The following is a 13,948-nucleotide window of genomic DNA, read 5'->3' as shown; positions in this document are numbered from 1 at the left end:
AATCAATTTGAGCACCTCTTTAAAAAAAAGTGTGTATTTCAAGACTCTTAAGCTATAAAGCACAATGCCAAAATAACATATTTTACACGTACATTTTGGAATCCATTCAATTGAGCTAAGTTGTTACATCATAAATGCGTTTGGAAACGCTAAGCAGAATCCAAAGTGTTAACGCAAACGGAAAGAAGATTAAAGCCTTTTCATCGTGAGATTTTTTTCGTCAGAAAGGGAAATTGTAAATTCAGTTCTTCGATTGATACCTCAGCATTAACTGAAAGCTCACAAAACAATGCCAAAGAGTTGCTGTAACATTCCAGCCACCTTTCCTTCGGGATTAATCGGATGAACTCTGGAGGCTTTTACCTTTCGATAGGTAATTGATACCCTTCTTTCCCGGTGGTGGATAATACCATTTAGGACATCTTTCTTCCTTGGAGGTATGCCATGACTCCATTTTCTTCTCGCATCGTCCTGCATCACATATATAGACCGCCTCGGTATCTGAACATCTATCGTTTCCAGGTTTGCACCTTTTATAAATCTCATCACACAGCCGCTTCCCAGATTCACACCGCATATCTGATTTTCATAATAGTTGCGATCCTTATGCGGCCTGATCCCTTCACCAGGCATATATTCATTAATGATAACCTGGTCAGGCGCATCATCTAGAATCCCCTCTCTAACAATATTATCTGACAATAGTCGGATTTGATCCGGAAGTGGTACCGGGAACGGTACCAGATCATAAGGGCTTTCCAACTCGTTTCTGTAACCGTAGTATTGCAGCCTTCGGGCATAATCAACCATCCAAACTTTGCTATCTATCTCATCAAGAAGATCTTTCTCTTTTCTTTCATTTATAAAATCCGGAAATAGGAATAATCCTGGCACTGCTGTTTCCATAGTTTAATAATGTCCAAAATGCGGAAACTGTTTTAATTGACGGTATATTTATATCAAGTGATTTCCACCAGCTACAGTAGAGCTGTTGAAGCATAATATCATGGCACATTAGAAGGTTTTAAAAAATTAAATTCTAGACTATTAATTTATGTCCTCTCTAGGTATCCCCTTTAAGATTATACTAGTTTCACGCTTGGCAAAATCGATAAATACCAATTCCAAATCAGAATATAATTGTATCCCTGCAGCAGTTAGTGACTGATAACCGAACGCATTCATAGCATTTTCATCCTTAAAGGAAATCTCGTATGGTAGATTGATGGCAATAATATTTGGAATACCAACTTTAAGCGTAATATTGAAATTTTTAAATATCTCTTCCAATCTTCGCGCTACCAGTGCAAGTTCAGCGGGCGTCATGCAAGCCATAATTCACCTTTTAACGATATATCTAAAAAACATAAAATTACTCATTCTCCCTTCCTCACGCACCACGTGGTCATGCTTCGCAAATTCTGCACGTTAGTAGTTTTTATAGGCTCATGCAATATTCCGCCAAGCTTTTTGGTTAAACGGATAAGCATTTCCTGATTGACCAAAAAGCGTTCTGACTCATCAGGCAGTATGTATCTTCCGTTTCCGATAAACCGCACGGAAGATTCAATTCCAATATCTGACGCCAGTCTGCAAAACAGATAGCCACCTGGTTTCAGCACACGCCACATCTCACACAACATCCCCTCAAAATGCCCGAGACTTTGGGCAAAATGTAGAACCGCGCTGCTGATCACCAGGTCAAATTTTTCATTTTCAAACGGCATATCTTCTACCGAAGCGATATGAAAATTTTCAGCTGCCTTTAAATTTAAAGTTTCTTTAACAAGACTTTTTATTTGATTAATGGATTCAGGATAATGATCAACTCCATGAACATCATACGCATTGTTCAGAAAGTAAATCAGATTTCGTCCGGTTCCGCAACCCGCATCTAAGACGGTGCGACAATTTTGATAGGTGCCTTTAAGCAGTTGATCAAAAAGATAAATATCAATATTTCCAAAAGTTTCCTGTATATCTTGTATTCCGTTCATGTGTACTGGCAAAGATAAAAAATGATATTAATCGAATACCATCAGTTTGCAAAGAGGCGGAACAAAAAAAGGCTATCTCACGACCGCCTTTAAATTGTTTTTTGAAGTTAAACTATTTACTCATAAGTAAAATGTAGACGAATAACAACGTACTCTTCCCTTTGTTTTAATTGGTGGCATTTTTCATCCATCATTTTAGTTGAATAACGTCAGATCGGGTCCTGAGGGCTTATTATTATCCTCGTCCTTATTTCTGGCATTGTTGATTTTTTTATCGACCTGCCAACCTTTCAGCAAATTATTATCCGCAGGATGCAAGACTTTTAATCTTTCCTGAACTGGAAGTTCCCTATCAAGCCAGATGGCGCTTTCGCCCTGAGTGAGCATGCAGGGCATGCGGTCGTGAATCCGGGACATAAATTCATTGGCGGGCTGCATGATCATAGTACAGGAGGGAATGACAATGCCGGTCTTTGGATCCTTCCAGCTGTCCCAATAACCAGCAATCAGCATCAGTGCTTTATCCTGGCGCTCAAAAAAGTAAGGCTGTTTTTGAGCACTACTCCTGTCCCACTCATAAAAACCTTCCACAACAAACACGCAGTGACGCCTGCCGACCAGGTGTTTATAAGTGGGCAAAGACTGCATAGTTTCAATGCGGCAATAGGTGGTATTAAACTTTGGAATTTCGCTGGAATATGATGGGATCAGCCCCCACTTGATATAATGAAGTTTACCCGGACGGGCATCCAGAATGACAGGCATATCGGTACCCGGAGGACGATTGGTATCTTTTGGTTTTGCTTCCCCGCCTAAGATGAGGCCTGCTTTTGCTGCCATGGCTTTGCTCTCGCCGATCAGTGTTCTTCCGCACATCGCTATATCTCCTTTACTTTTTTGTTTTATGTGTTTGTGGATTCTTAGTTGAGGCCGTTTATTATTTTGATGTTGACGTTTAATTTAAATTACTTTTATGATATCACTCCAGCGTGTGGTATAACCCTTGGAGAGGTATTCATGCTTAAGTCTCCATTTTTTCTCAAATCCTTCAGTCGCCATTCTAAGGGTTCCCCTGCCATAGGCAAGATTGAGCTTATCTAGGACTGCAGAAACCGTATCTTTTTTGCCACCATCGTGGTCTGAAAAGATGTTAAGCTGAAGTTCACTTTCCGGGATGAGCCCCGTTGCGATCACCCCGGCTTTTCGATACTTGATGCCATACTTAAAAAGTTTCTGCGCTACCTTGACCGCGATGCTCACAAGGTCAGTAGTACTGTTACTGGCGATTAGTAATTTGTGGGTATGGCTGGGAAAATGCTGTGGATGGTCTTCGCGGTTTTTATTGGTATATAAGAACACCTGTAGGTACATGCAACGGAGCCCCTGCGCCCGCAGCTTTTCAGCCAGTCTGCTCGCGTAAAGCGTCAATGCTTCTGAAAGTATTTCGGGGCTTTCGATGTAGTTGCGAAACGAACGGCTGACCGTGATCCCTTTGGTTGCCTCACGAATTTCATCCAGCGGGATAGCTGGCCTGCCCCACAGCTCATTGTACATGCGTTGGCCCATAATAGTCATATTTTGTTTAAACCACATTTCAGGCATTTCTCTCAACTGTGCGACCGTTTCTATTTTCAGTGCCTCAAATTTTTTATAGTATTGTCTGCCCACTCCCCACAAATCATGTACAGGAAAGTCTTTAACGGCAGAGGCAATTTTCTCATCAGTATCCAATACCAACACGCCATTGTATTTTTTAGCGAGCTTATTCGCAAGTTTAGCCAAGGTCTTGGTCGGTGCCACACCAATGGATACGGGAATGCCGGTATTCTGCACTACCGCTGTTCTGATTTTTGGGACATAGGAATTCAAGTTGTTGATGCCCCCCAGCCAGCCGAAAGCTTCATCAATGCTATAAACATCAAGTCTGGGGAACCACCGTCCAAGCTGGTGCATCACGCGTTCACTCATATCACCATAAAGTACATAGTTGCTGGAAAAGACATTGATCTGGAATTTTTTAATCAAGTCTCTAACCAAAAATTCAGGATCCCCCATCCTGATGCCACAGGCTTTCGCCTCTTCACTTCTGGCAATAACACACCCATCATTGTTGCTTAACACCACAATAGGCTTACCTTGAAGCTCCGGACGAAACAGACGCTCGGCAGAGGCATAGAAGTTATTGCAGTCACAAAGCGCAAACATGGCGGTACTTCCCGGTTTTAAGTGATTTAGGCAATACGTTGCGGCAGATCGAAGTCACTACGCCCCAAACTTGCAAAGTATTTATTTCTGTCTGGAAGATGACATCGTTATCATTTTTCAGTACCGGAACCTTACTTGCGATCTGATAGATCCGGCAGGTAAAGTTTCCATTCACAAAGGCAATGACAATAGCGCCATGTTCAGGATTTAAGCTGCGATCAATAATCAGAATATCTCCGTCATGGATGCCGATCGACGACAAGGCATCCCCTTTCATTTGAAAATAAAAGGTGGAATGAGGATCTACGACCAGTGTAGAGGCGATATCAAGCCGCCCCTCCAGATAATCCGCAGCAGGTGACTGAAATCCCGAAATCTTTTGCTCTGCTCTATTTTCAAACGTCCTGATCATAAATGCCCTGCCTTAGTGCATTACAAATTTATACTAATATTTTTAGTATTACAAATTTTTATGATTCATTTTTTAGTACAATACAAGCTTATGAGTGAGTACCTTATATCCAAAGCGATATTTTCTGCAAACTTTATAGGTAGAATTCAGAAATCTAAGACCCTCATTTGTAGTGACACCCCCAGAACAATTTTTATAGCTTAAAACAGTATCTATGCATACGTAACAATAGTTTTATTGTATTTTGGGATCCCGAAAAATAAAGGGTAACTATCAAGGTTCAATTTGACAGTGGAAGCCATATATTCTAATATCGCAAAAAGATGTAAGACGGCACTTGCAGTCTCATTAAATGATTTTGTCAACAGATGATACCAATTGGTTTCTTGCTGAATTGAGTACCTGATTCCTAATCAGGCTTGCTAATGGGCGGGAATGTAGAGCTGCCAGCATCATTGAGAATTGTATTTTTGCTGGATTCTTAAATTGAAATATCTCGAAACAATTGCGTTGATACCAAGGCATTCTGCGAATTGAACCTTTGTCAACAAATGATTCTATGATTTTAAGTGAAAATTGAAGAATCTTATTCCAGAAAGTTTTTGGTTTTAAAAACCAACATTTGCTTTAGTATGTTTGCGACCGAAAAGCAAACCAAACCAACATAGCAGTGAATAAACCAAATCATTTTCTAAGCATCATCATTTTAGGGCTTATAGCTCTAACCCTTCACTCGTCTGCCCAATCCTTTGTAGACTCAACGTGTTACAAATATTTTGAGATCACCGCAAAACTTAAAAATGGCGATACCTTAAGCCGGTCGGCATGGAAAACATTTATCTCTGACAAGGCCATTAAAGACTATATGGCTGATCAGGGTGTAGATGATGAGTATTTTGAGTCCTATCGTAAGAATATGCAAATCGTGTATATGCCTCAAAATGCCGATCGGTTGAAGAAAAGACTTAATGATCCAAATTCCTATTGGCTTACCTATATGATTAATCAGTATAAAATTAACGAGGAGGATATGAAAGCATATCTAAAGACAATTGATGCAAACCCAAAGTCTTATTTTGAAACCTCTTATCAATATGCCTATTCGGCGCTCCCAAAAACTTCCCATAAAACGCTGCCCGATCTGAAAGTAGCTATTATTCCTATTCATAATGATGCGCATGCGCAGGAAGGTCTAATTATTTACACGCTGCTCTGTGCTTTCAAAAATGATCAGAATAAAATAGGCGCATTGGGCGGTCATGAACTTCATCATATGCTTCGCCCTCAACCCACATTCGATATAGAGCCACAGGATGAGAGCGCTGTTATGGCGATGTACAGGGTACTGAATGAGGGATCAGCTGATATGGTGGATAAAAAATATATGACTGATACCGCAACTAAGTTATTGCCTACCCAGAGATATTTCCAGGAATTTTTTGATGAGGGCAAAAAAATCCTTCCACGAATGGATTCTTTATTTCAGATGGGTGCAGGTAGCTGGAAAAGTTTACGCACCAGAGATTACTTTAAGGGGACACCGTTTTCAAGTGGTCATGTCCCAGGGACATACTTATCACATTATATTGAAAAAAATGGTCTTAAACGTAAGCTTTTAAAGTCACTCAATGATCCCTTCTCCTTTTTTTTAATTCTATGACCAGGCATCCAGACGAGACAAGGATAAGCCATTCCGTTTCTCAGCAGCAGCAATAAAAAATATCAAAAATCTGAAGGATAAGTATATCAGAAGGATATAGATTTTTCTTTATCCAGGGATTTCAAAAACTAAATTTGATCAGGCGACATATACAATATGCCATATCCTATGGAATCTCCTTTTTGAGGATCAATGTGAGCATCAGCACTATCATATTCCTTGAGTGATCGTGCTGATGAGCATTAAAAACACAAGTACTATTTTTTTGCACCGATATTATTTTGCACTATCCGCAGCCTTTACATATCAATTGTATAAATGCTGCGATTTTACAAAATAAGTCTTGCGGCCACCGATTCTGTCACTTAAGACTTCTTCCCCCTTTGCAGTTTCTTTGATCCCGGCCCCATGTATACGCATGAAATCACGAAGTTCCCCCTTAAGTTCATCTCCATTTTCTTTTTCAATATCCCTGATCGCATTCTCCAGCACGTGACGCAGACTCTTAAAAAGCTTTTTGGCTTCCTTTACAGGAATGGCCTTTGCTATTGAAAAAGGTGAGATTCCAGCGTGATATAAAATCTCGTCGGCATAGGAGTTACCAATCCCCCGCATTTGATGCTGATCCATCATCAGGGTTTTCAGGTTTGTTCTCTTTCTGGAAAGCAGATCCAGAAAATACGCTTCATCCATTTCCAGCGCATCAGGAACCTTTGTACTTGGAGGGTTGAGGGTTGGAGTAGCCTGTTTTTGAAGGTCCACCACAGCAAAACCTTCTCCACCCTTAAAATGAAATCCCAGTATCTGATATTTCGGGTTCACCTCGACATCTAGCGAAACCAATTCACCGCGAAGCATCAGATGTATACCCAGCACCTGGTTGGCAGAGAAATGTAGCTGAAGCGTTTTCCCCTCACGCGATACGTTTTCAAGCCGCTGTCCTTCCAAACATTGCTTAACTTCTTTACTACTTACATTTAGCTTTTCAGCAACAGTAACCTCTACCCTCTCCAAAGTCATACCCTTAAAACGCCTGTTGAGTATCTTTGCAAAAACAGAAAGATCTGGTAATTCAGCCATATTAAATGCTTAAATATTTTTTTACGTCCGGAATTTTATGGCCATGGAGTACAATGGCCGCCTTTAAATCTTGTACACTTATCTGGAATTTCCTTGCCCATTGATCGAGCTCATCTGGATCATCAGCATTTATTATTCCGGTAGTGGCACCAAAACTTTCCGCCTCAAGGGTATCTTCGTCACTTTCCAGGGCATTACGGTCCATTTCCTCCTTCCTGTGAACAGCCAATTTATCTGATCTGCCCGCTAGATTTCCAGGATTGCTCTTAGTAATTGAAATTTCCATAATCATTTTTTATAAGTTTAAACTTGATTGCTAATCTCACAACACACCGATTATGCAATTGGTTTTCGATACCGAAAGCCCTTGGCAGTAAGGGTATTAAAAGCGCTCATATCTGTGCGGCTTGGAAAAGCTCATAACCAATCATGACATGCGGAAATCGTACAGAAAGGTACTGGTAGCTACCGAAACGACTTCAGCACGCTTTAATGATGCAAATGGTTTTTTCAAAAAACCACAATCGTGTATCGGTTCGAAAACTAAAACTTTTGAAAATGACGGAACTATTATTGTTACTGATACGGCATGCCATTAATTTAGTAGTTGGATTAATTTATAAAATAAATCCTGTAAAAATTACTCACTTTTTAGTGCTAACACTTATCAGTATTTAAAAATATTTCAATGAAAGCAATAGGATTTAGACAATCGTTACCAATTAGCGAAGAGGAAAGCTTTATTTCCTTCGAAACAGAAAAACCTGAAGCCAAAGGCAGAAACCTGCTGGTTAAAATCCTCGCAATTAGCGTCAATCCGGTAGATTATAAAGTAAGGCAGAACAGCGCAAAAGATAAGGTACTTGAGCAAACCAAAATAATTGGCTGGGATGCAGTAGGTATTGTTGAAGACACCGGAAGCGAGGTCACTTTATTCAAAAAGGGAGACCACGTGTATTATGCGGGTGATATCACCAAAAGCGGCAGCAATGCAGAATATCAGCTGGTGGATGAGCGCATTGTGGGTAGAAAACCCAAGAACCTTTCCTGGGCAGAAGCCGCCGCCATGCCTTTAACCCTTCTTACGGTCTGGGAGCTTTTTTTTGACCGGATCCGGATCAATGAAAGTGACAGCGGCAAATCATTGCTTATCATCGGTGGCGCAGGAGGTGTGGGCTCTATTGCCATTCAAATCGCGAAGCAGGTAGCCGGATTAACCGTCATCGCTACTGCCTCCCGTGCCGAAAGTCAAGAATGGTGTAAGCAACAGGGCGCAGATTTTGTCGTGAATCATCAGAACCTTGTTGAGGAAGTTCAACAGGCCGGTTTTCAACAGGTAGATTTTATAGTTGACTTCGTGGACGTCAATATGTATTGGGATGCGATGGTTACCCTCATCAAGCCACAAGGTCAGATCGGATCGATCAGCGATCCGGTAGAAAGCGTAAACTTAAGGACGCTAAAAGGAAAAAGCGTCAGCTTTCACTGGGAACTGATGTTTACCAGATCAATGTTTCAGACAGAAGACATGATCCGTCAGCACCACATTCTGAACCAGGCGGCGACCCTTTTTGAAAATGGAACAATCACCCCCACAATCAATCAGTGCCTTTCTGGATTTAGCACCGAGAACCTGAAACGGGCCCATGGATTGCTGGAAAGTGGTAAGTCTATCGGTAAGATAGTCATAGAATATTAATGCATACAGCCGGATACTTTTTAAATTGACACTAACGTCATCCGGCAGCTATTCTGTTTGGAATCCAGATTTGCTTCCTTTAGCAGTTAAGCTGATTTGGATTCCAAGCTATACAAACAAGACGCTGGTGTAAAGCGAATATTTAGCTACTCACGCACCAAAACAATTTTCCCGATATGTTCGCTGGACTCCATCAGTTCATGCGCCTGGATGACATCCTCAAAACTAAAAGTTTTGTAAATAAGCGGTTTTAATTGACCAGTGTCCAATAATGGCCAAACCTGCTCCTCAATTTCTTTCGCTAGCTGTTTTTTGAAAGTATATTCCCTCCCCCTGAGTGTACTCCCGGTAATGGTTAGCCGCTTTTTCATCACTTCGCCAATACTGATTTCCGGAGAATTACCCTCCATCGCATTAATATAAACCAGGCGACCCTCCGGACGCATTATGGCAATATTTCGTGGTAAATAACTTCCCCCTATCATATCCAGAATTACATCGACACCTTCCGGAGCGAGTAACTTCTGAAAGTCCTGAGTTTTATAATTAATTGCAAGGTCTGCACCGAGTGAAATACAGGTTTTTGCTTTCTCAGCAGAACCTACCGTTACAAAAACCTTTGCCCCGAATGCTTTGGCCAGCTGGATAGCCGTAATGCCGATACCGCTGCTGCCGCCGTGAACTAAAAAATGTTCACCTTTAGTCAATGCGCCTCTTTGAAAAACATTTGACCACACCGTAAAGATGGCCTCAGGCAGGCTGGCCGCCTCGGCAAAGGATAAATGTGCGGGGATAGATAAACATTGTCCTTCCTCTACTACCACCTGTTCTGCATATCCCCCTCCGGCAAGCAATGCACATACTTTATCGCCTAACTTCCACTGACTTACGTTTTTTCCACTTTCAATGACCACACCAGCAATCTCAAGCCCGGGGATTTGTTCAGGAACACCGGCCGGCGGCGGATATTTCCCTTGTCGCTGCGCAATATCTGCACGGTTCAGGCCGGCGGCTTTAACCGCTATTCTCACCTGCTGATCTGAGGGAGAAGGATCCGGGTAATCTACCAACTTTAAGACACCTGGATTGCCGGGACGAGTGATTTGAACTGCTTTCATGATATGGTGTTTTTTAAGGTGAATTTAATTTTTATGATATAGGCAATTCGCATACCAATAAAACCAAAATAATAAATGCGCTAAACTTAAATCTTTTTACGCCAGGTAATGTTCTTCCATTACATCTTCACTTGAAAACATGGAACAATAAAAAAAAATTTAGCACTCATCACCGGTGCCACCAGTGGAATCGGATTGGAACTGGCTAAACTATTCGCCCAGGATCACTCCAATCTGATCCTTGTCGCACGCGACGAACAGAAACTCAATGCTACTGCTGAAATGCTGAAAGCCGAAGGCGTGGAAGTGGTGACCATCAGCACCGATTTGTTCATAGCCGGGAATGCCCAGGAGGTATACCACCAAGTCAGTGCATTAGCCCTGCACGTAGAAATACTGGTAAATGATGCCGGCCAGGGCGTGTATGGTAAATTCACAGACAACGAACTGGACCGGGAACTTGACATCATCCAGCTGAACATCTCTTCGCTGGTTACCCTAACCAAACTCTTTCTCAAAGATATGGTGAGCCGGGGATCAGGTAAGATACTCAATGTTGCCTCTGTAGCAGGAAAAGCCCCAGGGCCATATCAAGCGGTATATCACGGCACAAAAGCATTTGTACATTCTTTTAATGAGGCCATCCGCAACGAGTTGAAAGACACCGGAGTAAGCGTCACTTCACTTTTACCCGGAGCGACAGACACAGACTTCTTCAACAAAGCAGATATGCTGGAATCAAAAATCGTTCAGCAGGGAGAACTGGCAGATCCGGCAGTGGTCGCAAAAGACGGCTACGAGGCTTTGCTGGCAGGAAAAGATATGGTGGTTTCAGGCTTTAAAAATAAAGTGCAGGTGGCTTTGGGAAATCTTACGCCTGATAGCATGCAGGCTGCTCAAATGGAAAAAGTACAGGAACCGACAGATACCAAAAAGAAATCATAATGAGAATATAATAATCCTTGTAATCGCTATGGCAGAAAGAAGCAGTAAAAAAATGATTATCGTTCGCGGCGCAAGGGAGCACAACTTAAAAGATCTAAGCCTGGAAATCCCAAGGGATAAACTGGTGGTTTTTACCGGAATTTCCGGATCAGGCAAGTCCTCACTGGCATTCGGAACGTTATATGCCGAAGCGCAGCGACGTTATCTAGAGTCCGTTTCGCCTTATGCCCGACGGCTTTTTAACCAGATGAGTGTACCCGAAGTGGATTCTATCGAAGGGCTCCCGCCGGCAGTTGCGCTTCAGCAACAGCGTGGCGGTACCAGCACTCGATCCTCTGTAGGTAGTGTCACTACCCTTTCCAACCTGTTGCGCATGCTCTATTCCCGGGCGGGAGACTACCCCGATAATCAATCCATTATATATGCAGAAGGGTTTTCACCCAATACACCCCAGGGTGCATGCACAGTATGCCACGGATTGGGCAGTGTTTTCGAAATTAATGAGCAAACCATGGTTCCTAATCCTCGATTGAGCATTCGTGAAGGGGCCATTGCCTCCTGGCCCAAAGCATGGCAAGGACAAAACCAGCGGGATATTCTGGTTTCCATGGGGTATAACGTTGATGTTCCATGGAAAGAGTTATCCAAACATGATCGGGAGTGGATACTCTTCACTGAAGAGACGCCAACAGTTCCGGTATATCCTGGCTTTACGCCAAAGGAAACCGCAAAAGCGATCCAGAACAAAAAAACGCCGGATTATATGGGGACCTTCATCGGCGCCAAACCCTATATCCTTAAAACGTTTTCCTCGAGCCAGTCTGAACTGATGAAAAATAGGGTCAGACAGTACATGATTAGCACTACCTGCCCCCTCTGTGAGGGTAAACGTCTCAACAAAGCATCCCTTTCAGTAAAATTTGAGGGAAAAGACATTGCGGAGCTGTCCCGTCTGCCGCTTTCAGCCTTAGCAAGGATTTTTGACCATTATACAGGGCTATCAGCGAAAAATGAAAAACAAATTGTCACTCAGCGCATTTCCGCCGACATCAGCTCAAGGTTATCAGTGATGCTTGAACTTGGTTTAGGCTATCTTACCCTGGAACGCAGCACCCCGACACTTTCACCAGGGGAACTGCAGCGGTTAAGGCTCGCAACCCAGGTGCACTCGAATCTTTTTGGTGTAGTTTACGTTCTCGATGAGCCATCGGCGGGACTACATCCAGCCGACACGCGGGCATTGCTTAATGTCCTAGATAAATTGAAAAAAGCTGGAAACAGCATCTTTGTTGTTGAGCATGAGATCGAAGTGATCCGTCATGCAGACTGGATCATCGATGTAGGACCTGGAGCCGGCTCGGACGGTGGCCAGATTATCTATAACGGCGTACCTGAAGGATTACAAAGAGCGACTAAGTCCCTGACTGCTGATTTTCTTTTCGATAAAACACCACATATTCCAGTTGAACCAAGAAAACCTGTATCAAATCTTTGCCTGAGCGGTGTAACACGTCATAACATCAAAGGTGTGGATATTGACTTTCCATTGGGTGTGATGACCTGCGTCACCGGGATTTCCGGTTCCGGGAAAAGCAGCCTGGTCAGTCAGGTATTGGTAGAGCTTGTGGCCAGTAGCCTTGGACAGCAGGTCGAGATTGATACAGAGGTTACAAAAGATTTTCCGCTTGTCGAAATACCCCTCCCTGTAAAGGGAAAAATCACTTCCGGAATTGAAAAAATTTCCCGCCTGATTGTTGTTGACCAGAAACCCATTGGAAGGACGCCCAGATCTAATCTGGCAACCTACACCGGACTATTTGATCTGGTCCGAAAACGTTTCTCCAGTACTCCGCTCGCCAGAAAGAGAAAGTATGATGCCGGACGGTTTTCTTTCAATGTAGCCAAAGGCCGTTGTCCGCACTGCCAGGGCGAAGGCTATATTATGGTTGAGCTCCTCTTCCTGCCAAGCGTGTATACCCCCTGCCCAACCTGTGGGGGCACCAGATATAATTCCGATACCCTGGAAATAACCTATAAAAAGAAGAACATTGCCGAGGTATTGGAAATGACTGTGGATGAAGCCTGTGATTTTTTTTGATGATGACCCTGGTGTTCACCGCTCCCTTCGCTTGCTTGGGGATGTAGGTTTAGGCTATATCAAACTTGGACAATCTGCTACAGCTTTATCGGGCGGCGAGGCACAACGCATCAAACTGGCTACCGAACTTCAAAAAACCCAGAAGGGCTCCGCACTTTATATCCTCGATGAGCCGACAACCGGCCTGCACCCCTCAGATGTGGAAAAGTTACTCATCCAGCTAAACCATCTTGTTGATTCCGGAAACACAGTAATCGTTGTGGAGCACGACATGCAAGTGATTGCGCAAAGCGACTGGATCATCGATATTGGTCCGGGAGCAGGTGATCAGGGCGGGAATATCGTCTATTCCGGAGTCACCCACGGCCTCACCAGGATCAAGGAAAGCAAGACCGCTCCCTTTCTCAAACGTTATCTAACCTCATTTCAAAGCGCATAAAGTAGGTTTGGCTATCTCCTCAAACCAATGTCGTTTCAAATGGTTAAAAGAATATGGAAAAAATGAAAAGAAATGTAGTGATCACCGGTGCTTCGAGTGGTGCCGGCAGAGCCACCGCTCTGACATTCGCAAAAAATGGTGATGATTTGGTCATCGCCTCCCGACACTCAAAGGCGCTGGAAGAACTGGCTGATGAATGCAGGGCTTTCGGCGTGCTTGTAAAAGCTATACCGACCGACGTTTCCAATTACCACGAAGTAATCAATCTCGCAGGAATTGCCGCTGAAGGAAACCG

16 protein-coding genes are annotated in these 13,948 nt (G+C 43.1%); 7 read left to right on the top strand and 9 right to left on the bottom strand.

What is annotated here, in order from left to right:
* Positions 1-279: 279 nt before the first annotated feature.
* From ON09_RS01520 to ON09_RS01495, 6 genes are all read right to left on the bottom strand, one after another.
* The gene (locus ON09_RS01520; RefSeq protein ID WP_010599303.1) at positions 280-906 is read right to left on the bottom strand and encodes an alpha-ketoglutarate-dependent dioxygenase AlkB; all 627 of its coding nucleotides are present in this window, start codon (positions 904-906) and stop codon (positions 280-282) included.
* Positions 907-1,047: 141 nt separating this feature from the next.
* Positions 1,048-1,335 (bottom strand): hypothetical protein, encoded by a 288-nt coding sequence (locus ON09_RS01515; protein ID WP_010599302.1) that lies wholly within the window; start codon positions 1,333-1,335, stop codon positions 1,048-1,050.
* Between the two features lie 41 nt (positions 1,336-1,376).
* Positions 1,377-1,997 carry a class I SAM-dependent methyltransferase gene (locus ON09_RS01510; protein WP_010599301.1) on the bottom strand — a complete coding sequence of 207 codons (621 nt, stop codon included), beginning with the start codon at positions 1,995-1,997 and terminating at the stop codon, positions 1,377-1,379.
* Positions 1,998-2,192: 195 nt separating this feature from the next.
* On the bottom strand, positions 2,193-2,873 hold the full coding sequence (locus ON09_RS01505; protein ID WP_010599300.1) for an SOS response-associated peptidase: 681 nt from the start codon (positions 2,871-2,873) through the stop codon (positions 2,193-2,195).
* Between the two features lie 84 nt (positions 2,874-2,957).
* Entirely contained in the window at positions 2,958-4,202 is a 1,245-nt protein-coding gene (locus ON09_RS01500) for a Y-family DNA polymerase (RefSeq protein ID WP_010599299.1), read from the bottom strand.
* Positions 4,186-4,614, bottom strand: a complete 429-nt coding sequence (locus ON09_RS01495; RefSeq protein ID WP_010599298.1) for a LexA family protein — start codon at positions 4,612-4,614, stop codon at positions 4,186-4,188. The genes ON09_RS01500 and ON09_RS01495 overlap by 17 nt, the downstream gene beginning before the upstream one ends.
* A gap of 670 nt (positions 4,615-5,284) precedes the next feature.
* On the opposite strand from ON09_RS01495, the gene ON09_RS01490 reads away from it, so the two are divergent.
* Positions 5,285-6,274 carry a DUF5700 domain-containing putative Zn-dependent protease gene (locus tag ON09_RS01490; protein WP_010599297.1) on the top strand — a complete coding sequence of 330 codons (990 nt, stop codon included), beginning with the start codon at positions 5,285-5,287 and terminating at the stop codon, positions 6,272-6,274.
* A gap of 306 nt (positions 6,275-6,580) precedes the next feature.
* On the opposite strand, the gene ON09_RS01485 is transcribed toward ON09_RS01490, so the two are convergent.
* Together ON09_RS01485 and ON09_RS01480 are read right to left on the bottom strand one after the other, a co-directional pair.
* Positions 6,581-7,354: a DNA-formamidopyrimidine glycosylase family protein gene (locus ON09_RS01485; protein WP_010599296.1), complete on the bottom strand. Its 774-nt coding sequence runs from the start codon at positions 7,352-7,354 to the stop codon at positions 6,581-6,583.
* Position 7,355: 1 nt separating this feature from the next.
* Positions 7,356-7,640 carry a DUF3606 domain-containing protein gene (locus ON09_RS01480; RefSeq protein ID WP_010599295.1) on the bottom strand — a complete coding sequence of 95 codons (285 nt, stop codon included), beginning with the start codon at positions 7,638-7,640 and terminating at the stop codon, positions 7,356-7,358.
* 121 nt (positions 7,641-7,761) lie between these two features.
* Here ON09_RS01480 and ON09_RS25055 point away from each other — a divergent pair, with 121 nt between their 5' ends.
* Positions 7,762-7,953 (top strand): hypothetical protein, encoded by a 192-nt coding sequence (locus tag ON09_RS25055; RefSeq protein WP_157258798.1) that lies wholly within the window; start codon positions 7,762-7,764, stop codon positions 7,951-7,953.
* An 89-nt stretch (positions 7,954-8,042) separates the two neighbouring features.
* Complete coding sequence (locus tag ON09_RS01475; protein WP_010599294.1) at positions 8,043-9,053, top strand: zinc-binding alcohol dehydrogenase family protein; 1,011 nt, start codon at positions 8,043-8,045, stop codon at positions 9,051-9,053.
* A 146-nt stretch (positions 9,054-9,199) separates the two neighbouring features.
* Here the strand turns inward: ON09_RS01475 and ON09_RS01470 are convergent, their stop codons facing one another.
* Positions 9,200-10,171: an NAD(P)H-quinone oxidoreductase gene (locus ON09_RS01470; protein ID WP_010599293.1), complete on the bottom strand. Its 972-nt coding sequence runs from the start codon at positions 10,169-10,171 to the stop codon at positions 9,200-9,202.
* A gap of 147 nt (positions 10,172-10,318) precedes the next feature.
* On the opposite strand from ON09_RS01470, the gene ON09_RS01465 reads away from it, so the two are divergent.
* From ON09_RS01465 to ON09_RS01455, 4 genes are all read left to right on the top strand, one after another.
* Positions 10,319-11,116 (top strand): SDR family NAD(P)-dependent oxidoreductase, encoded by a 798-nt coding sequence (locus ON09_RS01465; RefSeq protein WP_083837930.1) that lies wholly within the window; start codon positions 10,319-10,321, stop codon positions 11,114-11,116.
* A gap of 28 nt (positions 11,117-11,144) precedes the next feature.
* Complete coding sequence (locus ON09_RS01460) at positions 11,145-13,214, top strand: excinuclease ABC subunit UvrA (protein ID WP_010599291.1); 2,070 nt, start codon at positions 11,145-11,147, stop codon at positions 13,212-13,214.
* On the top strand, positions 13,192-13,653 hold the full coding sequence (locus tag ON09_RS25790; RefSeq protein WP_010599290.1) for an ATP-binding cassette domain-containing protein: 462 nt from the start codon (positions 13,192-13,194) through the stop codon (positions 13,651-13,653). Before ON09_RS01460 ends, ON09_RS25790 begins: the two co-directional genes overlap by 23 nt.
* A 53-nt stretch (positions 13,654-13,706) precedes the next feature.
* Positions 13,707-13,948 (top strand): SDR family NAD(P)-dependent oxidoreductase (locus ON09_RS01455; RefSeq protein ID WP_010599289.1); only part of this gene is annotated, 242 nt, incomplete at its 3' end.

This window comes from Pedobacter agri PB92 (assembly GCF_000258495.1).
In the GTDB taxonomy this organism is placed as follows: Bacteria; Bacteroidota; Bacteroidia; order Sphingobacteriales; family Sphingobacteriaceae; genus Pedobacter; species Pedobacter agri.
This window is presented reverse-complemented; position numbering and strand designations above follow the sequence as displayed.